General features: G+C 71.2%; 16 protein-coding genes and 1 riboswitch. Of the genes, 9 read left to right on the top strand and 7 right to left on the bottom strand.

The genetic code is table 11. From position 1 onward, the window contains the following. Positions 1-60: 60 nt before the first annotated feature. A riboswitch (cyclic di-AMP (ydaO/yuaA leader) is annotated at positions 61-230 on the top strand. A 6-nt stretch (positions 231-236) separates the two neighbouring features. Next, positions 237-1,418 carry an NlpC/P60 family protein gene (locus tag AB0J02_RS40575; protein ID WP_363198937.1) on the top strand — a complete coding sequence of 394 codons (1,182 nt, stop codon included), beginning with the start codon at positions 237-239 and terminating at the stop codon, positions 1,416-1,418. Between the two features lie 25 nt (positions 1,419-1,443). Then, positions 1,444-2,430, top strand: a complete 987-nt coding sequence (locus AB0J02_RS40570; protein WP_363198936.1) for a tellurite resistance/C4-dicarboxylate transporter family protein — start codon at positions 1,444-1,446, stop codon at positions 2,428-2,430. Here AB0J02_RS40570 and AB0J02_RS40565 read toward each other — a convergent pair. Beyond that, positions 2,408-2,761 (bottom strand): hypothetical protein, encoded by a 354-nt coding sequence (locus AB0J02_RS40565; protein ID WP_363198935.1) that lies wholly within the window; start codon positions 2,759-2,761, stop codon positions 2,408-2,410. The genes AB0J02_RS40570 and AB0J02_RS40565 overlap by 23 nt on opposite strands. A gap of 300 nt (positions 2,762-3,061) precedes the next feature. Between AB0J02_RS40565 and AB0J02_RS40560 the strand changes: the two genes are divergently transcribed. Then, entirely contained in the window at positions 3,062-4,105 is a 1,044-nt protein-coding gene (locus tag AB0J02_RS40560) for an NlpC/P60 family protein (RefSeq protein ID WP_363198934.1), read from the top strand. A gap of 13 nt (positions 4,106-4,118) precedes the next feature. On the opposite strand, the gene AB0J02_RS40555 is transcribed toward AB0J02_RS40560, so the two are convergent. Further along, the gene (locus AB0J02_RS40555) at positions 4,119-5,009 is read right to left on the bottom strand and encodes an RNA polymerase sigma-70 factor (RefSeq protein WP_363198933.1); all 891 of its coding nucleotides are present in this window, start codon (positions 5,007-5,009) and stop codon (positions 4,119-4,121) included. A gap of 196 nt (positions 5,010-5,205) precedes the next feature. Between AB0J02_RS40555 and AB0J02_RS40550 the strand changes: the two genes are divergently transcribed. Further along, on the top strand, positions 5,206-5,694 hold the full coding sequence (locus AB0J02_RS40550; protein ID WP_363198932.1) for a carboxymuconolactone decarboxylase family protein: 489 nt from the start codon (positions 5,206-5,208) through the stop codon (positions 5,692-5,694). A gap of 182 nt (positions 5,695-5,876) precedes the next feature. Here AB0J02_RS40550 and AB0J02_RS40545 read toward each other — a convergent pair whose 3' ends face one another. Continuing rightward, positions 5,877-6,500 carry a TetR/AcrR family transcriptional regulator gene (locus AB0J02_RS40545; RefSeq protein ID WP_363198931.1) on the bottom strand — a complete coding sequence of 208 codons (624 nt, stop codon included), beginning with the start codon at positions 6,498-6,500 and terminating at the stop codon, positions 5,877-5,879. 182 nt (positions 6,501-6,682) lie between these two features. Between AB0J02_RS40545 and AB0J02_RS40540 the strand changes: the two genes are divergently transcribed. From AB0J02_RS40540 to AB0J02_RS40525, 4 genes are all read left to right on the top strand, one after another. After that, the gene (locus AB0J02_RS40540; protein ID WP_363198930.1) at positions 6,683-7,606 is read left to right on the top strand and encodes an ABC transporter permease; all 924 of its coding nucleotides are present in this window, start codon (positions 6,683-6,685) and stop codon (positions 7,604-7,606) included. Further along, positions 7,599-8,438, top strand: a complete 840-nt coding sequence (locus tag AB0J02_RS40535; RefSeq protein ID WP_363198929.1) for an ABC transporter ATP-binding protein — start codon at positions 7,599-7,601, stop codon at positions 8,436-8,438. Before AB0J02_RS40540 ends, AB0J02_RS40535 begins: the two co-directional genes overlap by 8 nt. Before the next feature lie 200 nt (positions 8,439-8,638). Further along, entirely contained in the window at positions 8,639-10,867 is a 2,229-nt protein-coding gene (locus AB0J02_RS40530; protein WP_363198928.1) for a CDP-glycerol glycerophosphotransferase family protein, read from the top strand. Further along, a complete protein-coding gene (locus AB0J02_RS40525) occupies positions 10,867-12,531 on the top strand; it encodes a glycosyltransferase family A protein (RefSeq protein ID WP_363198927.1) in 1,665 nt (554 codons plus the stop codon). Before AB0J02_RS40530 ends, AB0J02_RS40525 begins: the two co-directional genes overlap by 1 nt. On the opposite strand, the gene AB0J02_RS40520 is transcribed toward AB0J02_RS40525, so the two are convergent. After that, positions 12,504-13,499 carry a YafY family protein gene (locus AB0J02_RS40520; RefSeq protein WP_363198926.1) on the bottom strand — a complete coding sequence of 332 codons (996 nt, stop codon included), beginning with the start codon at positions 13,497-13,499 and terminating at the stop codon, positions 12,504-12,506. The two genes, AB0J02_RS40525 and AB0J02_RS40520, sit on opposite strands and share 28 nt — an antisense overlap. 130 nt (positions 13,500-13,629) lie before the next feature. Between AB0J02_RS40520 and AB0J02_RS40515 the strand changes: the two genes are divergently transcribed. Beyond that, a complete protein-coding gene (locus tag AB0J02_RS40515; RefSeq protein ID WP_363198925.1) occupies positions 13,630-14,034 on the top strand; it encodes a VOC family protein in 405 nt (134 codons plus the stop codon). Here the strand turns inward: AB0J02_RS40515 and AB0J02_RS40510 are convergent. The 3 genes from AB0J02_RS40510 to AB0J02_RS40500 form a co-directional block, all read right to left on the bottom strand. Continuing rightward, a complete protein-coding gene (locus tag AB0J02_RS40510; RefSeq protein ID WP_363198924.1) occupies positions 14,015-15,511 on the bottom strand; it encodes a hypothetical protein in 1,497 nt (498 codons plus the stop codon). The two genes, AB0J02_RS40515 and AB0J02_RS40510, sit on opposite strands and share 20 nt — an antisense overlap. After that, positions 15,495-16,295: a polyprenol monophosphomannose synthase gene (locus AB0J02_RS40505; protein WP_363198946.1), complete on the bottom strand. Its 801-nt coding sequence runs from the start codon at positions 16,293-16,295 to the stop codon at positions 15,495-15,497. Before AB0J02_RS40505 ends, AB0J02_RS40510 begins: the two co-directional genes overlap by 17 nt. A gap of 210 nt (positions 16,296-16,505) precedes the next feature. After that, positions 16,506-21,446 (bottom strand): NAD-glutamate dehydrogenase, encoded by a 4,941-nt coding sequence (locus AB0J02_RS40500; protein WP_363198923.1) that lies wholly within the window; start codon positions 21,444-21,446, stop codon positions 16,506-16,508. Positions 21,447-21,459: the final 13 nt, after the last annotated feature.

Here is a 21,459-nt window from a genome sequence, read left to right as displayed (position 1 = left end):
GAGTTGGCTACGGTGCTGCGCGGGCAGTCCGTCCCCCCGACCGCGAACAACGCGGCGAGCGGTCAGCCCCCGCCGAGTCCCGTACGCCGAGAGGCAGGGAACCGGGGACCCAACCGACCTTGGGGTGAATCGGCTCAACAGCCCAGCGGTACCGGGCAGTTGACCGTAGGGCAGCCTTCCGTAGGCCCGAACCCGACAGCTAACCCGGTAGGCGGACCACGGAAGGAGTCGCCTCCTTGGCGTCGCACCGCAAGCCGCGCACCCGCTCCCGGATGTCCGGCGGCCTTCGCACGACCCCGGCGGTCGGGATCACGACCGCCGCCCTCACCTCCGTGGCGCTGCTCTCGCAGACGGCGCAGGCCGCCCCCGCGCAGCCGGCCAAACCGAGCCTCCAAGAGGTGCAGAAGAAGGTCGACAGCCTGTACCGGCAGGCCGAGGCCGCCACGCAGAAGTACAACTCAGCCAAGGAGCAGACGGACAGCAAGAAGAAGCAGGTCGACAAGCTCCTCGACGACATCGCGCAGCGCACCGAGAAGATGAACACGGCCCGCCAGGAGCTGGGCCGGTTCGCCGCCCAGCAGTACCGCTCGGGCGGGATCAGCGACACCGCGACGATGTTCCTCGCGGACGATCCCGAGGACTACTTCGCGCAGAACCGGCTGATGAGCCGGATGACGGCCAGCCAGAAGAAGGCGGTCGACGCCTACCAGGAGCAGCAGCGCACGACCGCGAAGAAGCGCACCGAGGCGCAGGAGAACCTCCAGCAGCTCACCTCGTCGCAGACCGAGCTGAAGACCTCGAAACGGAGCGTGCAGACGAAGCTGTCCGACGCGCGCGAGCTGCTGTCCAAGCTGACCGCCGAGGAGAAGCAGCGGCTCGCGGCGATCGAGAAGAAGAAGGAAGAGGCGGCCCGCAAGAAGGCCGCGGAGCTCGCCGAGAAGCAGAAGGCCGAGGAGGAGAAGAAGCGCCAGGCGGCCGAGGAGGCGGCTCAGCAGGAGGGCGGCTCGGGTTCCGGCACCGGTTCGTCCGACACGTCGGCCGGCACCTCGTCCGGTTACGCGGCCAAGGCCGCGAAGGCCCTCGCGTTCGCCAAGTCCCAGGAGGGCAAGCCATACGTGTGGGGCGCCACGGGACCGGACTCGTACGACTGCTCGGGCCTCACCCAGGCCGCGTGGAAGGCCGCCGGCATCTCGCTGCCGCGTACCACGTGGGACCAGGTGGAGGTCGGCACGACGGTCTCCCTCTCCGATATCCAACCCGGTGACCTGGTGTTCTTCTACGACGACATCAGCCACGTCGGTCTCTACATGGGCGACGGCATGATGATCCACGCGCCGAAGCCGGGCGCGTACGTCCGCGAGGAATCCATCTACTACGACGGCACGGCGTCGATCCACAGCGTGGTGCGCCCCGCCTGACCTCGGCCGCGGTTACGTTCGGGCGGTGCAGCACCGCCCGAACCACCGCGCCGACGTGCCCCCGCGGCCCTTCTGGTCCCAGCTCCCGCCCGCCGCCGGCGCCGCTGTCATGGCGACCGGCATCATCTCGGTCGGGCTCCGTCTGACCGGGTACGGCGTTCTGTCCGCCATCCTCCTGGTGCTCGCCGCCGCGCTCTGGGTGCTTCTGGCGGCAGACTTCGCGCTCCGGCTGCTGCGCGACCGCGGCCGCTGGCGGCACGAGGCGGACACCCCGCCCGCGCTGACCGCCGTCGCGGCGACCTGCGTGCTCGGCACCCGGATCTCCCTCATGGGCCGGCAAGGGATCGCCGAGGTGCTGCTGGTGATCGCCGTGCTCGCCTGGCCGGGGCTGCTCTGCGTCGTCGTACGGCACTGGACACCACGGATGCCGGGGGCCGTCTTCCTGGCCTGTGTGGCGACGCAGGGGCCGGCCGTGCTCGGGGCGACGCTGTCGGCGGGCCTGGGCGTGGACTGGCTCGGTTACGCGTCGATGGTGGTGTTCTGGTTCGGCATCGTGATGTACGTCGCCGCGTTCACCCGGTTCGATCTCCGGCAGGTGTTCACGGGGGCCGGGGACCACTGGGTCGCGGGCGGCGCGCTCGCCATCTCGGCACTCGCCGCGTCGAAGCTGGTGCTCGCGGGGCGGGCCGGTGGCCTCTGGAACTCCGACGTCACCGGGGTGCTGCGCGACATGTGCGGGGTGCTGCTCGCGCTCGATGTCGCCTGTTACGTGGTGCTCGCGGTGGCGGAGGTGCTGGAGCCGCGGTTCACGTACGACGTGCGGCGCTGGTCGACGGTGTTCCCGATGGGGATGACGGCGGTGGCGATGCTGACGGTGGCCACCGCCGTGGAGGCGTCCTGGCTCGACGGGCCGGGGCAGGTGCTGCTGTGGATCGCGGTGGCCGTCTGGATCGTCACCGCGGTGGGGGCGGTCAGATCCACGGAGCGGGTCAGGTCCAGAGAACGGCGATGAAGATGTTGGCCACGGTCAGGCCGCCGACCGCCGCGAACAAGCCCTTCTCCGCCGTCTCCTCGTCGCGCTTCACGTACACGATGCCGAGGATCACGATCAGGATCGCCAGTTTCACACCGATCTTGATGTTGTTCACGGTGCTGCCGTCGGCCTGATTCAGGCCAACCAGGGCGACGCCGGTCACCAGCATGGTCAGGGCGCCGTGCAACATCGCCTTGTTGAAGCGGGCGGTGCCCTGCCCGATCGCCGACATCTGCGTGAGGAAACCGCCGAGGAGCGCGGCGATGCCGATGATGTGCAGGCCGACGAAGAGATGGATGAGTACGTCCATGGCTCCGGAGCCTAACGGGATGCCGGATTCCTCTGTGCGCCGGGCGTCCCCGGACAACCGACTGTCACTCTCTGCCACCACCCGTAACAAACGAGCCAGTTCCGAACAATCCAACGCCACCCCGTTACGCCGAGGTTTAGCGTCCTTCCTCAGGTGCCCGGCTCCCCACCGCCGCCCGGGCCAGGGGCGGCAGTCGGACACCACCGCCGAGAAAAGTCCGGCGGCGGCCCGCCCCCCCTGTGCGGGCCGCCGCCGGACGCGCGACCGGCGGCAGTAGGAACCGGAAGGACGTGGCTCTTCGTGCCCGCAGCGCATCGCAAGCCGAAACGGCGTTCGCTCAGTGGCAGTACGATCCGCACCGCGGCCACCCTCGCTCTCGCCTCCGCGGCCACCGCCACCGTCTTCGACGGCGGCGCGGCGCACGCGGAGCCGAACCTCAGCCCCGCCCAGGTCAAGGCGAAGGTCGACCGGCTCTACCAGGAGGCGGAGGTCGCCACCGAGAAGTACAACGGCGCGAAGGAGAAGGCCGGGCAGGCCCGCAAGAAGGTCGGCTCGCTGCAGGACGAGGCGTCCCGCAGGACCGAGTCCCTCAACACCCAGCGGCAGAAGCTGGGTGCGGTCGCGGCGGCGCAGTACCGCACGGGCGGCGTGGACCCGTCCGTCCAACTGCTCCTCTCCTCCTCCCCCGACCGGTACCTCGACGAGGCGTCCCTCGCGGACCGCGTCGGCACCCGGCAGGCCGCCACGATCACCCGCGTCCGCAAGCAGCTGCGCGAGATCGACCAGCTGCACACGCAGGCCGACGGGACTCTCTCCGAACTCCGCGCCAAGCAGACGGAGTTGGAGAAGCAGAAGAAGACGGTGACGAAGAAGCTGGCGGACGCCCGGAAACTGCTCGCCCGGCTCACTCCCGCGGACCGGGCGGTCGCCACCTCCGACACCGGCGACCGCGCCTCCCGCTCCACGCCGCGAGCCGACCTCGACACGTCGTCCAACTCCCGCGTGCAGGCGGCCATCTCCTTCGCACAGGGCGCCATCGGCAGCCCTTACGTATGGGGCGCGACGGGCCCCAACGCCTTCGACTGCTCGGGCCTGACACAGGCCGCGTACCGCGCGGCGGGCATCTCCCTGCCGCGCACCACGTACGCGCAGATCGACGCGGGGCAGCGCGTCTCCCGCTCCCAACTCCAGCCGGGCGACCTCGTGTTCTTCTACTCCGGCATCAGCCATGTAGGCCTCTACATCGGCAACGGCCAGATGATCCACGCCCCGAACCCGAGCGCGCCCGTGCGGATCGCCCCGATCGACCAGATGCCGTTCGCGGGGGCGACGCGGGTCGCGTGAGCCACCCCGCGGGTCACCGGCTCACCGGGGTCTCCCGTTCCACGCGCGAGAGCTTTTCCGGGTTGCGTACGGCGTAGAGGCCGGTGACGAGGCCGTCGTCGATGCGTACCGCGAGGACGGCGATGATCTCGCCGTCGGCTCGGAGCAGCAGCGCCGGGGCACCGTTGATCCGGGTCGGCTCGACCGATACCGCGGAGGCGATCCTGCCCAGCACGTGGGCCACGTTCTCGATCCCCACGATGGGTTCCAGCGCGGCCTGTACGACTCCGCCGCCGTCGCCGAGGAAGACGACGTCCGGCGCGAGGATGTCGAGCAGACCCTGCAAGTCACCTGTTTCCACGGCCTGTTGGAACGCCTTCAGGACGCCGCGTGTCTCGGCCTGCGACACGGGACCGCGCGGCCGGCGCGCCGCGACGTGCGCCCGCGCCCGGTGCGCGATCTGCCGGACCGTGGCCGGGCTCTTCCCGACGACCTCCGCGATCTCGCCGTACCCGAGGTCGAACACCTCGCGCAGTACGAACACCGCCCGCTCGGTCGGCGCCAGGGTCTCCAGGACGAGCAGCATCGCCATCGAGACGCTGTCGGCCAGCTCGACGTCCTCCGCCACGTCGGGCGCGGTGAGCAGCGGCTCGGGCAGCCACGGGCCGACGTACGTCTCCTTGCGGCGGCCGAGCGTACGCAGCCGGGTCAGTGCCTGGCGCGTGGCGATCCGGACCAGGTAGGCGCGCCGGTTCCGCACCGTGCCGAGATCGACGCCGGCCCAGCGCAGCCAGGTCTCCTGCAGCACGTCCTCGGCGTCGGCGGCCGAGCCGAGCATCTCGTAGGCGACGGTGAACAGCAGGTTGCGGTGGGCCACGAACGCCTCCGTGGCGGGGTCGGGCGCGGTCTGCGGCGGGCCTGCCATGGAGGGCTCCTCTTCACTGGCTTCTGCGCTGCCTGCTTCGCCGGTTCCCGGCGGTCTCGCGCATGAGACGTCGGGCGCCGCTGTTCTGTGACACCTCTCGCCGTGTGGCTCACGTCACACTGCCGCGTCGTCACGCCCGTCGGGTCACCGGCATCTCGTGTTCGTCACTGCCCACAACGCGAGTGAGGACCACGTCATGGAATCCCACGCACCCCGACTCGATCTCTTCGGCAGCAGCCCCGTCGTGGCCAAAGCCCTGAAGCATTTCTCCTCGGCCAGCCGGGCGCTCATCGACGGCGCGCGGCTGCCCAGGGCGACCCAGGACCTGGTGATGCTCCGGGCCAGCCAGATCAACGGCTGCGGCTACTGCACCGACGCCCACAGCAAGGACCTCGCGCACGCCGGGGAGAGCGCCGCGCGGGTCAACCTGGTCGCCGCCTGGCGCGAGTCCACCGTGTTCACCGACGCCGAGCGCGCCGCCCTCGAACTGACGGAACAGGGCACGCGCATCGCCGATGCCGCCGGCGGCGTCCCGGACGAGGTCTGGGCGATCGCCGCCAAGCACTACGACGAGGAGCAGCTCGCGGCCCTGCTCCTCTTCATCTCCCTCATCAACGCCTCCAACCGCATGGGCGTCATCAACCGGATGACCGGCGGCGACTACCAGCCGGGCCAGTTCGGCTGACCCGGCTCAGGCGGGCCGTCCGGTGCCGGGTTCCCGCGGTGTCCTGCGGGGGCACCGCGACACGTCCCCTCCCGTAGTGATGCGACCGCGGGTGGGGAGGACGGTGCCCGGTGGAGCTCCGGGCCGGCGGCGCGCCGTCCTTACCTTGGGTGAAGGCCGTCTGCGATTCTCCTCAAGGCGCGCTACAGCGCCTTGAGGGCCGCTGCCGTGGCCGCCGCCAGCCGCTTCAGGTGGCCCTTCGGCAGCTCCGGCGTCCGCACGACGACCGAGCGCCAGTACAGGGGGCCGGAGATGAGGTCGAGCGCGAGTTCCTCGTCGAGTCCGTCGCGCAGGTCCCCGCGCGCCACGGCCGCGCGCACGATGCCGTTCGCCACCCCGTGCTGGCCCTCCCGCAGGGCTTTCTGCATCGCTTCGGCGATCTCCGGGTTGCGGGCCGCCTCGGCCTGGAGGTCGGGGATGATCTGGCCGGCCACCGGGTGCCTCAGGGCCCTGGACGTCACCCGGTAGAGGAGCAGCAGGTCTTCCTGGAGGGAGCCGGTGTCGGGTGCGGGCAGGCCCTGTACGGCTATGGCGGAGACCAGGTCGAGGACGAGGTGGAGCTTGGAGCGCCAGCGGCGGTAGACCGCGGTCTTGCCGACGCCCGCGCGGCGTGCGATGCCCTCGATGGACATGCGGGCGTAGCCGACGGCGGCGAGTTCCTCGAAGACGGCGGCGCGGATGGCGTCGGTCACGTCCTCGCGGAGGACGGCGGCTCCGGCCGGGGCCCGGCGACGCGTCGGCTTGGCGGAGTCGGCGTTGGTCGTCATACCGCCAGCATAGTTCCGTTACGACGAAACGGTTGCGTTCCGACGTCCCCCGGGCCTACTCTCACGTCACGACGATACGGGTCCGTCCCGACGTGAACGGCAGGCAAGCAGCAGGCGAACAGCAGGCCTCCGTACCGCGCGGACCCGATGCCACGCCGTCCCCCCGAGCGAAAGCAGCGGATGTGAGTCAGGTCCTGGACACGCCTCCCACACCGGCCCCCTCCCCCGCCCCCGACGTGACGGACCCCGCGGTCCTCGCGGCCCGGTACGGGCTGACCGTCAGCGGCGCCCGCCCCTCCCTGGCCGCTTACGTGGGCCAGTTGTGGCAGCGCCGGCACTTCATCACCGCCTTCTCGACCGCCAAGCTGACCTCGCAGTACAGCCAGGCGAAGCTCGGGCAGGTCTGGCAGGTGGCCACGCCGCTGCTGAACGCGGCGGTCTACTACTTCATCTTCGGCGTGCTCATGGGCACCAGTAAGGGCGTGCCGGACTTCGTCCCGTTCCTGGTCACGGGCGTCTTCGTGTGGACGTTCACCCAGTCGTCGGTGATGGCGGGCACCCGGGCGATCTCCGGCAGCCTCGGGCTCGTGCGGGCGCTGCACTTCCCGCGCGCCTCGCTCCCCATCTCGTACTGCCTGCAGCAGCTCCAGCAGCTGCTGTTCTCGATGTGCGCGCTCGTGGTGATCCTGCTCTGCTTCGGCATCCCGCCGTCCGCGTCCTGGCTCCTGGTGCTCCCGGCGCTGCTCCTGCAGTTCGCCTTCAACACCGGGCTCGCCCTGATCACGGCCAGGATCGGCGCGCACACGCCGGACATCGCTCAGCTCATGCCGTTCCTGCTGCGGACGTGGATGTACCTGTCCGGCGTGATGTGGAGCCTGAACCACCTGATCGGCGACAAGGACCTGCCGCACATCGTGATGGTGCTGCTGCGGGCCAATCCGGCCGCCGTCTACATCGACCTGATGCGCTTCGCGCTGATCGACAGCTACACCGCGGACCAGTTGCCGCCCCATGTGTGGCCCCTGGCCCTGGGCTGGGCGCTGCTCGTCGGCGTCGGCGGGTTCATCTACTTCTGGAAGGCAGAGGAGACGTACGGCCGTGGCTGACTTCACGAAGGACCGGGACGAGACCGTTCCCACCGTCATCGTCGACGGCGTCGACATCGTCTACCGCGTCAACGGCACGGGCGCCGGCCGGGGCACCGCGACCGCTGCCCTCAACCGGATGCTGGGCGGCAGGAAGAAGGCCGAGAAGCGGGCGGGCGTGCGCACGGTGCACGCCGTACGGAACGTGTCGTTCACCGCTCACCGCGGCGAGGCCATCGGGCTCATCGGCACGAACGGGTCCGGCAAGTCGACCCTGCTGAAGGCCGTGGCCGGTCTGCTGCCCGTGGAGAACGGGCGCATCTTCACCGACGGACAGCCCTCGCTGCTCGGCGTGAATGCCGCCCTGATGAACGATCTGACGGGCGAACGCAACGTGCGGCTCGGCGGCCTCGCGATGGGGATGAGCCGCGAGCAGGTCCGCGACCGCTACGACGAGATCGTCGACTTCTCGGGCATCAACGAGAAGGGCGACTTCATCACGCTGCCGATGCGCACGTACTCCTCCGGCATGGCGGCGCGGCTCCGGTTCTCCATCGCGGCGGCCAAGGACCACGACGTGCTGCTGATCGACGAGGCCCTGGCCACCGGCGACCGCTCCTTCCAGAAGCGCTCCGAGCAGCGGATCCGCGAGCTGCGCAAGCACGCGGGCACCGTCTTCCTGGTCAGCCACAGCAACAAGTCGATCCGCGACACGTGCGACCGGGTGCTGTGGCTGGAGCGCGGCGAGCTGCGGATGGACGGGCCGACGGAGGACGTTCTCAAGGCGTACGAGGCGTTCACGAACCCGGCCAAGCCGGAACCTAAACGCCCGAAGGCGTCTCTTCCCTCCTGAGGCCCCGCACAAGGTCCACCAACGGCGCAGTGAACTTAACCCTTTGTCCGCTTTGATGCCAATATGGTGCGCTGAGCGGTGAACAGAAGAGGATGAGGAGCGCGCGTGCAGGTCATGGCCAGGACCGGGCTGAGTGTGACCGTCATATCCCGGGCCGGAACCGGGCCCGGGGCGCGCCGCCGGGAAGGGCGGGGTCTGTCATGACACAGCTGAGCGTCATCGTGTACGGCCGCGACGTGCAGGGCCTGCTGGGCGCCTGCCTGGACAGCGTCGCCTCTCAACTCCCGCCGGACACCGAGTTGTTGACGGCCGCGGTCGGCGAGGGCGCGCAGTCCGTCGCGGCGCGGCACGGCGGCACCGTCGTACCACTGCCGCAGGACGCCTCCGACTCCGCCGCGCGCGCCGCGGGCGCCGAGCGGGCCGCCGGCACCTGGCTCTGGTTCGTGCACTCCAAGGACCGGGTGCCGACGGGCGCGCCGCGGGCCCTGCTCGACCGGCTGGCCGAGGTGCGGGACGCGGCGGGAGGAGCGGGCGAGGTGGATGTCGTGGTCGCGGACCACGTCCGGTCGACCTGGCGCTCGACCGGCGGGGCCGGCATCGACGCCGGGCGCCTGGCCCGCGTGGGCCGCCGCGACCTGACCCTGGCCGACGCCCCCCAGCTGCTGCGCGTGGCTCCGCTGCTCGGCAACCGCGTCGTGCGCGCCGCGTTCTGGCACGCGCACCACTCCGAACTGGCCGACGCCGAGGAGGCGTCCGCCGAGATGTTCGCCGCCCGCGCCGCCCTGGTCCTGGCCGACCGGATCGCCTGCCTGGAGCAGGCGATCGTCGACGTACGGGTACTGCGGACCGAGAGCCTGCCGCCGGTGACGGCCGGGCAGCGGTACGGACTCGTCGGGGCGTACGAGGATCTGCAGCGGATCATGCGGCGCGTGGCCACCCCGGTCCGGCCGCGCGCCGTCCTGTACGACCTGATGGCCACGGAGTCGATGCGGATCGTGGCCCGCCAGGCGATGCCGGACGCGGTGGCGCGGGAGTTCTTCCACCGGGCGTCGGCGGCGGCCGTGCGCTGGCGGCCGGAGGGGTACCGGCGCCCCGCGGGCCTGGAGGGCATCCGGCGGCGCCTCCTCGAAGAGGACGCGTACACGAAGTACCGCGCGTTCCAGAGCGCCAACCACAAGCGGCGCGACCTGCGCAAAGCGGTGCGCTCCGGCAAGAAGAAGTTCGGCGTCAAGGTGCGCGACCTGCACTACCAGCGGGTGCTGCGTGAGCCGGTCGACCCCGGCCTGGCCGTGTTCTCCGCGTACTGGGACCGTGGGGTCGCCTGCAATCCGGGGGCGACGGCGGCGAAGCTCGCCGAACTCGCGCCGCACATCCACCCGGTGTGGGTCGTCTCCAAGGCGGCGGAGCCGCTGCTGCCGCCGGGCACGGACCACGTCGTGCCCGGCACGCGCCGCTACTGGGAGGTGCTGGCCCGCGCCAAGTACCTCGTCAACAACGTCAACTTCCCCAACGCCGTGGTCAAGCGCCCCGGCGCGGTGCACCTCCAGACGCACCACGGCACGCCGCTGAAGAAGATGGGCCTCGACCAGCGCGACTATCCGACGGCGTCCAAGGGCCTCGACTTCGACGCGCTGCTCTCCCGCGTCGACAAGTGGGACTACAGCGTCAGCGCCAACGGCCACTCCACCCGCATGTGGGAGCACGCCTACCCCTCGCGCTATGTGTCCCTCGACCACGGCTACCCGCGCAACGACGTCTACTACAGCGCGGGCGCCGCCGACATCCGCGCGGTCCGCGACCGCCTGGGCATCGCCCCCGGCAGGCGCGCGATCCTGTACGCGCCGACGCACCGGGACTACGAGGCGAGCTGGACCCCGCGCCTGGACCTCGCCGCGCTCTCCGAACGCCTCGGCGACGACACGGTCCTGCTGGTCCGCGGCCACTACTTCTACGGCGGCTCGGCCTCCCCGCTCGCGACCCTGCGCCGCAGCGGCCACGTCATCGACGTCTCCGCGTACGACCCGGTGGAGGAGCTGGCCCTGGCCTCGGACGCGCTGATCACGGACTACTCGTCGATCATGTTCGACTACGCCAACCTGGACCGCCCGGTCATCAGCTACGCCGACGACTGGGACACGTACGCGAAGACCCGCGGCGTCTACTTCGACCTGATGGCCGAGCCGCCGGGCCATGTCGCGCGCAGCGAGGGCGAGTTGACGGAACTCCTCACGACCGACGCCTGGCGCGACGACGTCTCCGCCAAGGCCCGCGCCCACTTCCGGCGCCGCTTCTGCGAGTTCGACGACGGGCACGCCGCCGAGCGGGTCGTGCGCCGCGTCTTCCTCGGCGAGCCCGAGGAGGCCCTGCCGCCGGTCGTGCCGGTCGAGTCGCGCACCCCCGCCCCCACGCCCGAGGAGGCGACCCGCTGATGGCACTCACCCCGGATGTCACCGTCACGGTCATCGTCTACAACGACGCGGAGCGCCTCCCGCGCGCGGTCGCCTCGCTCCTGGCGCAGACGCACGCGAACATCGAGATCGTCATCAGCGACGACCACTCCTGCGACAACACCCCGGAGGTGGCACGGGCGTTGGCGGCAGGCGACGACCGCATCACGTATCTGCGCCTCCCGGAGAACTCCGGCGGTTGCAGTGCTCCGCGCAACCGGGCCATCGACATCGCCCGCGCGCCCTACCTGATGTTCCTCGACAGCGACGACGAACTCCCGCCGCGCGCAGTGGAGTTGCTACTCGCCGCACACCGCGAGCGGCCCGGCATCGATTTCGCGATGGGCGCGGTGGAGCGGGTCCGCGTCGACACGGGCCGCACCTCGGTCTGGATGCCGCACCTGGTCGCCGAGCGCCGCACGGTGGACGGCATCGAGTCCGAGCCCGGCCTGTTCTTCGAGCACCTGTCGACCAGCAAGATGTACGCCCGCGCCTTCCTGGACCGCCACGACCTGCGCTTCCCCGAGGGCATCCACTACGAGGACCAGCTCTTCTCCGCGCAGGCCTACTGCCTCGCGAAGGCGTTCACGATCATCCCGGAGCGGGTGTACCGCTGGTACATCGCGCCGTACGCCGAGGAGTCCGCGGCCTCCATCTCCAACCAGCGGCACAAGCTGAGCAACGTCGGCGACCGCGTCCACGTACAGGAACTCATCGACGACTTCCTGACGGAGGGCGGCTACAGCCCGGCGCTGCGCGAGGCCAAGGACTACAAGTTCCTCAAGCACGACTTCCGGATGTACGCGGGCGACCTGCCCTACCGGGACGAGGAGTGGCTGTCCGGGTTCGCGGACCTCGTCAACCCGTATCTGGCGCGGCTCATGACCGGGGCGTACGCGCGGCTGCCGCGCGCCGAGCGGGTGGTGCTGCAACTGGTGCGCGACGGCCGCCTCGACGACGCGCGGATCGCGGCGCGCGGGCTCGGCCACGGGGTCGCTCCGCAGGCGACCGTCGCGGACCCGGCCGGGACCGTCTACTGGGGCTCCGAAATCCCCGCGACGAGGGCCGGGCGCCGTGAACTGTGCCTGACCGACCTGGCGTTGGGCTCCCGGCCCTTCCCCCGGGCCCAGTTCCGGCACGAGATCGCGCGGCTCGAACGGGGTCCGGGGCCCGCGTCCGTGCTGCTGCGGGTGCGCACCTACGATCCCGGGCTGCGCCTGCCGGTCGGCCCGCAGGTCGCTTCGCTGGTCATCTCCCCCGGCCGCAAACGCCTGACCGTCCGGTTCCGGCTCGATCCGGTGCGGCCCGGCGTCTTCGAGGGGCGGGTCCTCCTCGACCTGGCCGCCGCCGCGCTGCCGTTGCAGGGCTTCGACGGGATCCGTCATCCGCTGCTGCAGCTCCAGACCGCGGGGGGCCTGCGCAACACGGGGTTGCTGCTGGCGCCGCTGGACTTCCCCGCGTTCACGTGCCGTGTGGACCAGCACCGGGTGACCGTGGAGCCGGAGGGGCGAGGGGCCGGGCGGCTGCAGGTGCGGTGGGAACCGGTGGGGCCGGCGGCCAGGCTGGTGCAGCCCGTCGTGCGCCGGGTGGCGGGCACGCCGCTGGTCCGCAAGGTCCGTCAGGCGGTCCGGCTGATCCTCGCGTAGGACGCGAGGCGCTCCGCGAACGCCCCGACGAGGTCGCGCAGTTCGTCGGGGCCCTCGATGACGAACGGCCGGTCGAGCGCGGCCAGCACCGGGGGCAGCCAGTCGAGCCGCTCCGCCCGCAGCCGGACGCGCAGCCAGCCACCGGTCTCCCCGCCCTCACCCTCGCTTTCGAGTTCTTCCAGGAGCGCGACACTGGCCGGGAGGTGGGCGCGGATCTGCTCCTGCGTCCCTTGAACGCGCAGGGTCACCTCATGCCGGTACTCGGCCGTGGCGAACCCCGTCAGCACGCGCTCCGCCGGGCCGGCGCCCTCGGGCGGCTCGAACGAGCCGGGCAGGGCCCGCGCGTCCGTGATCCGGTCGAGCCGGAAGGTCCGGTCCTCGCCGCTGCGGCCGTCCCGGCCCGCGACGTACCACCGCCCCGAATGGGCGACGATCCCGTAGGCGTGCAGCGTGCGCTCGCTGCGCCGGCCGCCGCCGTCGGTGTAGCGCATCGAGACAGGCCGGTGGTGGCGCACCGCGTCGGCGACGGTGAGCAGGACACCGGCGTCCGGGGCCTCGAACTCCCCCGGCCGGTCCGTGAAGTCGAGCGATTCCAGCAGCGTGTCGAGCCGGCCGGCGACGTGCTTGGGCAGCACCCGCCGGATCTTGGCCGACGCCGTCTCGCTCGCGGTCTGCCCCGCCGTCATCAGTCCGGTCCTGCGCCCGGCGATCAGGCCGAGCAGCACGACCAGCGCCTCGTCGTCGCTGAGCATGAGCGGCGGCAGGCGGTACCCGGGAGCGAGCCGGTATCCGCCGTAGCGGCCGCGCACCGACTCCACGGGTACGTCGAGGTCGATCAGCTGGCCCACGTAGCGGCGCACGGTGCGTCCCTCGACGCCGAGTCGCTCGGCCAGCTCGGCGACCGTGCGGGTGCCGCCCGACTGCAGCAGCTCCAGGAGAGTGAGTACGCGGGCGGCGGGGCGAGGCATGTTCAAAGACTAACGCCGATACCGGACCGATTCTGTCCTCTATCCCTCCTAGGCTGCGAACACAGCAACAGCAACAAGCAACACAGACATCACAGGCAAGAACAGAAACTTCAGCACCACAGGAGCCCCCATGAACTTCGTCTCGATCCGCATCATCACCGCCGACGTCGCCCGCCTCGTCGCGTTCTACGAGCGCGTCACCGGGGTGAAGGCGGCCTGGGCCACCGAGGACTTCGCCGAGCTCAGCACCCCCGCCGCGACGCTCGCGATCGCGAGCACCCGCACGGTCCCCCTGTTCGCCCCGGACTCCGCGCGCCCGGCGGCGAACCAGAGTGTGATCACCGAGTTCCTCGTCGACGACGTGGACCGCGTCCACCGGGACCTGGCCGACTCCGCGTACGTCACCGAGTTCGTCGCCGAGCCCACCACGATGCCCTGGGGCAACCGCTCGCTGCTCTTCCGCGACCCCGACGGCAACCTCGTCAACTTCTTCACCCCCGTCACGGAGGCGGCCGTCAAGAAGTTCGCGCGCTGACGCGGGCCGCATTCCGCACGCGGTACAGGACCTGCCCGCGCGGACCCGCGGCGACCCGCTCCAGCGGCAGCCCGCCGTCACCGGGATACGCCACGACCCACCGCACCCCGTACCGCCGCAGCACGCCCGCCCGCTGGTCCCGCGACGAACCCGCCGCGAAGTACGTGCGCATCGCCGAGACCCGCGCCTTCTCGTCCGCGAGGAAGAAGTCCGGGTACCCGGGGGCCACCGTGTACGCCCCGTACGCCGGGATCTGCCGGGCCGGGAACTTCTTGGCCAGCACCACGTCCCCGTACTTCACCCACGGCGTGATCCAGTGGTAACCGGCCCAGGGCTCCCGGTACTTGGCGGCGACCGCGGACGGCAGGGCCGAGCGCGGCAGGACACAACCCAGCACCCCGGACTGGGTCCACGCCCCCAGGGCCAGCGCCCCGGCGACCACCCAGCCGAACCCGGCCCGTACCGCGCGGCGCGGCGCGCAGAACACCTCCAGGCCCGCCGCGACCTGCGCGGGGACCAGCACCGCGGGCAGCACCCGGCCCCACGACCAGTGCCCGCTCAGCCCGCCCGCCGCGAACACCACCGCCCCGAACAGGCAGAACAGGACCAGCGGATCGCGCCGGTCACGCCACCAGCGGAGCGCGAGGGCCGCGCCGCCGACGAGCGCCACCAGCCAGAACCGGCCGGGCAGATCCCGGTACAGCGAGCGGTGGATCTCCTCCAGGCCGCCGACGCCGAACAGACCGAAGAAGGAGTAGTACGGCCAGACGGCCAGCAGCAGCACGCCCAGCGCGAGCCCCGCGCCGAGCCGCACCCACGCCGCCCGCCCGGGCCACGGCCGCGCCCCGAGCAGCATCGCCGCCGCCCCGAGCGAGGCGACCACCCCGGTGAACTGGTGGCTGAGCAGGATCACCGCCCACAGGACCCCCGCCCCCAGGAAGTGCGCCCAGGCGGTGGCCCGGCGCAGCAGCGACCACAGCCAGAAGGAGGCGCCGAGCGCGAACGTACTGGGGTAGGAGACCGTCAGGGCAAGGGAGTCGAGGCCCAGGAACCCGCTCCAGCGGAACAGGGCCGTGCCCCACAGCAGCACCAGCGAGAGCAGCACGAGCGCGACCACGGCGCTCTGCCGCCACCGCCCGGCCGCGCTCTCCACGAACGTACCGACGAATGACCACACCCCGGTGACCAGCACCGCCAGCGACACCAGCGCCCCGATGCGCAGCACCACGAAGACCCCGAGCCCGGTCGGCTTCGCGACGCAGCCGAGCAGCAGCGTCCAGGGCGTGTAGTACGGGCTCGGGGCGTCGGCCGCGACCAGCGGATCGCCCGGGTCGAGCAGGTCGTGCCGCAGGCGCTCGATCGTGGCGGCGTGGATGCCGAGGTCCCCGACCCACGGCAGGCGTACGACGACGGCCGTCAGCAGGACGAGGAGCAGCAGGGCGGCGCCCCGCGCCGTCCAGCTACCGGCGGCGCGCACTCGCGCGCAGCTTCCACGGCATGGCGACGGACTCCAGCTGCACCATCAGGCTCATCTTGGACTCGCCGACCGTGCGGTCCTCGAAGTGGATCGGCACCTCCATCACCGAGTAACCGCGGCGCAGCGCCCGGTACTTCATCTCGACCTGGAAGCTGTAGCCCGCGCTGTCCACGGAGGCCAGGTCGATGGCGCGCAGCGTGTCCTCGCGCCACAGGTTGAAGCCGCCGGTGATGTCGCGGACCCGGGTGCCGAGGATGGTGCCCGCGTACGCGTTCGCCCAGCGGGACAGCAGCCGGCGGTGTGCGCCCCAGGCGTCGGAGAGGGTGCCGCCCTGGACGTAGCGGCTGCCCATGGTGACCCCGGCGCCGGTCGAGAGGGCGACTCCCAGCATCTCCGGGACCTTCGCGGCGGGGTGGCTGCCGTCGGCGTCCATCTGCAGGACATACCGCGCGCCGTCGGCGACGGCCTGCCCCATGCCCGCGGCGTACGCGCGCCCGAGGCCTTCCTTGCCGGCCCGGTGCAGGACGGCCATCCGCTCGGGGCCGAACCGGCGCACGTGCTCCTCGGCGATCTCGCCCGTCCCGTCGGGGCTGGAGTCGTCGACGACGAGGAGGCGCAGGCCCGGCAGTGGCAGCGCCATCAGCGCCTCGGCCATCCCGGGCAGATTCCCCGCCTCGTTGTACGTCGGCATGACGACGGTCAGCGGCGTCGCGGCCCAGTCGGCGGGCAGTGCGACCGCGCGGGCCGCCGGCTTCGCATCCGGCCCGGACGGCTTCGACGGCATCGACGGCATCGGCTCTCCCTGATCTGTCATCTGTCAGACAATCAGTTTCACTTTAGACGGAATGCCCGGATTCGCGGCGTATGTCGAACCCGCCCGTCGGGTCAGAACGTCGGGTCAGAACATCGGAACGGAGGGGAACGGAGGAGAACGGAGACGGGGGCGCCCCGGCCGGTACACGACCGGTCCGGGGCGCCCCCCTCCGCGCGGCCCCTACGAGTGCACGCGCAGCAGCGTCCGCATCGTCCGCATCGCGACCGACAGGTTCGCCAGGTCGAAGGCGTCCGAGCCCTGGATCTCCTCCAGGGTGGTACGCGCCCGGCCCAGGATCGGCGCGTTCTTCTCTTCCCACGCCTTGAACCGCTGCTCCGGCGTGGACGTCCCGTTCCCGGCGGCCAGCACGTCGGCCGTCAGGGCGGCGTGCGCCGCGTACAGGTCCTCACGGATCGAGGCGCGGGCCATCGACTGCCAGCGGTCGGCCCGCGGCAGCTCGATGATGCGGTCCATGAGCTGGGTGATGGAGAGCCGGTCGGCGAGGTCGTAGTACACCTCGGCGACGGACAGCGCGTCCTTGCCCATGCGGTCGGCGATCTGCACGATGTCGAGCGTCGGGAACGCGGAGGAGAACCCGGCGACCCGCCCGGCCAGCTCCTCCGGCACACCCGCGCCGGTCAGCTCGTCGAAGATCGACTGGTACCACTCGACGTCCGAGCCCTTGAGCATCTTCGGCATGGCGGCCCACACCTCGGTGACGCCGTCCTTGAACGCGGAGATCGTCTCGGCCAGCTGCAGCGGCTGCGGCCGGTTGTTGAGCAGCCACCGCGCGCCGCGCTCGACGAGCCGGCGCGAGTGCAGCCTGATCCGGGTCTGGACATCGGCGGCGACGACATTGTCGAGGGCCTCCACCGCGTCCCACACCTCGCTGAGCCCGAAGATCTCGCGGGCCGCGAGCTGCGCCCGCACGATCTCCTCCAGCGACGCCCCGGTCTCCTCGCGCAGCCGGTGCAGGAAGGTCGAACCGCCCGTGTTCACCGTGTCGTTGACGAGAACCGTCGTGATGATCTCGCGGCGCAGCGCGTGCCCGTCGATCGCCTCGCCGTACTTCTCGCGCAGCGGCTGCGGGAAGTAGGCGTGCAGCAGGCGGCGCAGGTAGTCGTCGTCGGGCAGGCTCGTGTGGATGAGCTCGTCCGCGGCCGTGATCTTCGTGTACGCGAGGAGGACGGCCAACTCCGGCTGGCTCAGCCCGCGCCCGGAGTTGAGGAGTTCCTTGATCTGCCGGTCGTTGGGCAGGAACTCCAGGGACCGGTCGAGGTGACCCTGCTTGCCGAGCCGGCGCATGAACCGCTGGTGGGCGTGGAGCAGGGACGGCGACTGGGCCTCGGCGTTGGAGAGCGCCACGTTCTGCGCGTAGTTGTTGCGCAGCACCAGGTGCCCGACCTCGTCGGTCATCGCGGCGAGCAGCCTGTTGCGCTGCTTGACCGTCAAGTCCCCTTCCGCGACGAGGCCGTTGAGCAGGATCTTGATGTTGACCTCGACGTCGGAGGTGTTCACGCCGGCGCTGTTGTCGATCGCGTCGGTGTTGACCTTGCCGCCGGTCCTGGCGAACTCGATGCGGCCCAGCTGGGTCGCGCCGAGGTTGCCGCCCTCGCCGATGACCTGGGCCCGCACGGCGTGACCGTCGACGCGGATGGCGTCGTTGGCCTTGTCGCCGACGTCCGCGTTCGACTCCGCAGAGGACTTCACGTACGTACCGATGCCGCCGTTCCACAGCAGGTCGACGGGCGCCTGCAGGATGGCCTTCATCAGCTCGGCCGGAGTCATCTTCGCCTGACGCGACTCGATGCCGAGGGCCGTACGGATGTGGGCGTTGAGCTGGATCGCCTTGGCGGAGCGCGGGAAGATGCCGCCGCCCGCGGAGATCAGCTCCTTGTTGTAGTCGGCCCACGAGGAGCGCGGCAGCTCGAACATCCGGCGGCGCTCGGCGTACGAGGTCTCCGCGACCGGCTTCGGGTCGATGAAGATGTGCCGGTGGTCGAAGGCCGCGACGAGCCGGATGTGCTCGCTGAGCAGCATCCCGTTGCCGAAGACGTCACCGCTCATGTCGCCCACGCCGACGACCGTGAAGTCCTCGGACTGGGTGTCGACGCCCAGCTCGCGGAAGTGCCGCTCGACGGACTCCCAGGCGCCGCGCGCGGTGATGCCCATGACCTTGTGGTCGTATCCGGCCGAGCCGCCGGAGGCGAAGGCGTCGCCGAGCCAGAAGTTGTAGCTGCCCGCGACCTCGTTGGCGATGTCGGAGAACGTCGCCGTGCCCTTGTCGGCCGCGACCACGAGGTACGTGTCGTCCCCGTCGTGCCGCACGACCTCGTTGGGCGGCACGACCTCGCCGGCCACCAGGTTGTCGGTGATGTCGAGCAGCGCCGAGATGAAGGTCTTGTAGCTGCGGATGCCCTCGGCGAGCCAGGCGTCCCGGTCCACGCTCGGGTCGGGCAGCTGCTTGGCGACGAACCCGCCCTTCGCGCCGACCGGCACGATGACGGTGTTCTTGACCATCTGCGCCTTGACCAGGCCGAGGATCTCGGTGCGGAAGTCCTCGCGCCGGTCGGACCAGCGCAGACCGCCGCGCGCGACCTTGCCGAAGCGCAGGTGCACGCCCTCGACGCGGGGCGAGTACACCCAGATCTCGTACGCGGGCCGCGGCGCGGGCAGGTCCGGGATGGCCTGCGGGTCGAACTTCATGGAGACGTACGCGTGCGGCTGACCGCCACCCGCCTCCTGGAAGAAGTTGGTCCGCAGCGTCGCCTTGATGACGGTCAGGAAGGACCGCAGGATCCGGTCCTCGTCCAGCGAGGCCACCTGGTCGAGGGCGCCGTCGACCTCTTCGAGCAGCCCGTCGATCAGCTCGGTCCCGGCGCGCTGGCGCTCCGGTGACATCCGCGCCTCGAAGAGGGAGACGAGCAGCCGGGTGGTGTGCACGTTCGTGCGGAGGGTGTCCTCCATGTAGTCCTGGCTGAACGTGGAGCCCGCCTGGCGCAGGTACTTGGCGTACGCGCGCAGCACCATCGCCTGCCGCCAGTTCAGCCCGGCGCCCAGCACGAGGGAGTTGAAGCCGTCGTTCTCGGCGAGCCCGGTCCAGGTGGCGGCGAAGGCCTCCTGGAACCGCTCGCGGCCGTCGGTACCGAGGTCGTCCGCGCCGCCGTTGGCCGGCTTGGGCAGCCGCAGCCCGAAGTCGTAGATCCACGCGGTCGTACGGTCGTTGCAGCGCAGTTCGTACGGGCGCTCGTCGGTGACCTCGACGCCCAGGCGCTGGAGCACCGGCAGGACGGCGGAGAGCGAGACGGGCGCGCCGGTCCGGTAGATCTTGAAGCGGCGCTCGCCGGGGGCCGCGCCCACCGGCTCGTACAGGGAGAGCGCGAAGTCCTTGCCCCCGCGCTTCAGCTGCTCCAGGTGGACCAGGTCGGCGACGGCCGCGCGCGGCGAGTGGTCCGCCTTGTAGCCCTCGGGGAACGAGCCGCCGTAGCGGCGCAGCAGCTCGGCGGCGCGCTCCTCGCCGCACTCGGCGTTCAGCGCCTCGCCGAAGCCGTCGGCCCAGGAGCGGGCGGCCTCGACGAGCCGGGCCTCGATGCGGTCCTTGTCGGCGTCGGAGAGCTGTGGCAGCTCGGTGCCGGGCGCGACCCGGACGACGAAGTGCAGCCGGGAGAGGATCGACTCGGTGTTCCAGGCGGTGAAGTCGACGTTGGTGCCGCCGAGTTCCTCCTTGAGGATGTCGATGATCCGCAGGCGCACACCCGTGGTGTAGCGGTCGCGCGGCAGGTAGACGAGGGCCGAGTAGTAGCGCCCGTACTCGTCCTTGCGCAGGTACAGGCGGAGCCGGCGGCGCTCCTGGAGGTACAGCACGGAGGTGACGATGGCCCGCAGCTCGTCGGCCGGGGTCTGGAACAGCTCGTCGCGCGGGTACGTCTCCATGATCTGCATCAGGTCGCGACCGTCGTGGCTGGCGGGCGAGAAGCCCGCGCCCTTGAGGACCTCGGCGACCTTGCGGCGGATGACGGGGACGCGGCGCACCGACTCGGTGTACGCGGCGGAGGAGAAGAGCCCGAGGAAACGCCGCTCGCCGACGACATTGCCCTCGGCGTCGAACTTCTTCACGCCTACGTAGTCGAGGTAGCTGGGCCGGTGCACGGTGGAGCGGCTGTTGGCCTTGGTCAGCACCAGCAGGCGGTGCTCGCGGGCCTTGGCGCGGGCGTCGTCCGGCAGCCGGTTGAAGGACGGCGAGACCGGGTGGTGGTCGTCGCCCTCGTGCTGCGGGTCGGCGCGCAGGATGCCGAGTCCGGTGCCGGGCACGGCGGCGAGCGAGTCGTCCTCGGTGAGGTCGTACTCGCGAAAGCCGAGGAACGTGAAGTGGTCGGCGGACAGCCAGCGGAGCAGCTCGCGGGCCTCCTCGACCTCCTGCTCGTCCAGGTCGCCCGCGGTGGGCTCGCGCGGCAGCTCGTCGGCGATGCGCAGCGACGCGTCGCGCATCTTCTCCCAGTCCTCGACGCACTCCCGCACGTCGGACAGGACGCGCAGCAGATCGGCGGTGATCTGCTTGAGGTCCTCGCGGTCGCTCTCGCGGTCCGTCTCCACGTGGATCCACGACTCGGTGAGCACGTCGTGGCCCTCGGCGGTGCTGCCGGCCGGCAGCACTTCCAGGAGCTTGCCCGTGACGTCGCGGCGGACGACGACCTGCGGGTGGATGACGACGTGGATGCCGCGACCCTGCCGGGACAGCTCGTTGGTGACGGAGTCCACGAGGAACGGCATGTCGTCGGTGACGACCTCGACGACGGAGTGGCTGCAGGTCCAGCCGTTCTCCTCGACGGTCGGGGTGTGCACCTTGACGTTCGCGGTGCCCTGCGGCCGGTTCTCGGCGAGACGGTAGTGCGCGTACGCCGCTCCGAAGATGTCGACCGGGTCGCGGTCCGTGAGGTCCTCGGCTGCGGTGTGCAGGTAGTAGCGCTGGAGGAACGCGAGCACGGTTTCCTGGTCCAGGGGACCGGGCGGGCCCCCGTCCGCCGCCCCAGTCGGTAGGTGACCCCCCACCGGGCTGTTCTCAGCTACCCGGGCGGCCCGTGCGAGCAGCTCGGCTTTGGCTTCGTCCAGCTTGGTCTGCATTGTCCTCTGGCTC

The organism is Streptomyces sp. NPDC050264 (genome assembly GCF_040655895.1).
Classification (GTDB): Bacteria; Actinomycetota; Actinomycetes; order Streptomycetales; family Streptomycetaceae; genus Streptomyces.
Note: the sequence above shows the minus strand (reverse complement) of the source record. Positions and strands in the feature narration are given on the sequence as shown.

Excerpts from the sequence above, each read along its gene's own strand:
- AB0J02_RS40565 (WP_363198935.1), bottom strand. The coding sequence starts at position 2,761 with ATGGACGTACTCATCCATCTCTTCGTCGGCCTGCACATCATCGGCATC.
- AB0J02_RS40555 (WP_363198933.1), bottom strand. The coding sequence starts at position 5,009 with ATGGCAGGCCCGCCGCAGACCGCGCCCGACCCCGCCACGGAGGCGTTC.
- AB0J02_RS40550 (WP_363198932.1), top strand. The coding sequence starts at position 5,206 with ATGGAATCCCACGCACCCCGACTCGATCTCTTCGGCAGCAGCCCCGTC.
- AB0J02_RS40545 (WP_363198931.1), bottom strand. The coding sequence starts at position 6,500 with ATGACGACCAACGCCGACTCCGCCAAGCCGACGCGTCGCCGGGCCCCG.
- AB0J02_RS40530 (WP_363198928.1), top strand. The coding sequence starts at position 8,639 with ATGACACAGCTGAGCGTCATCGTGTACGGCCGCGACGTGCAGGGCCTG.
- AB0J02_RS40525 (WP_363198927.1), top strand. The coding sequence starts at position 10,867 with ATGGCACTCACCCCGGATGTCACCGTCACGGTCATCGTCTACAACGAC.
- AB0J02_RS40520 (WP_363198926.1), bottom strand. The coding sequence starts at position 13,499 with ATGCCTCGCCCCGCCGCCCGCGTACTCACTCTCCTGGAGCTGCTGCAG.
- AB0J02_RS40515 (WP_363198925.1), top strand. The coding sequence starts at position 13,630 with ATGAACTTCGTCTCGATCCGCATCATCACCGCCGACGTCGCCCGCCTC.
- AB0J02_RS40505 (WP_363198946.1), bottom strand. The coding sequence starts at position 16,295 with ATGCCGTCGAAGCCGTCCGGGCCGGATGCGAAGCCGGCGGCCCGCGCG.
- AB0J02_RS40500 (WP_363198923.1), bottom strand. The coding sequence starts at position 21,446 with ATGCAGACCAAGCTGGACGAAGCCAAAGCCGAGCTGCTCGCACGGGCC.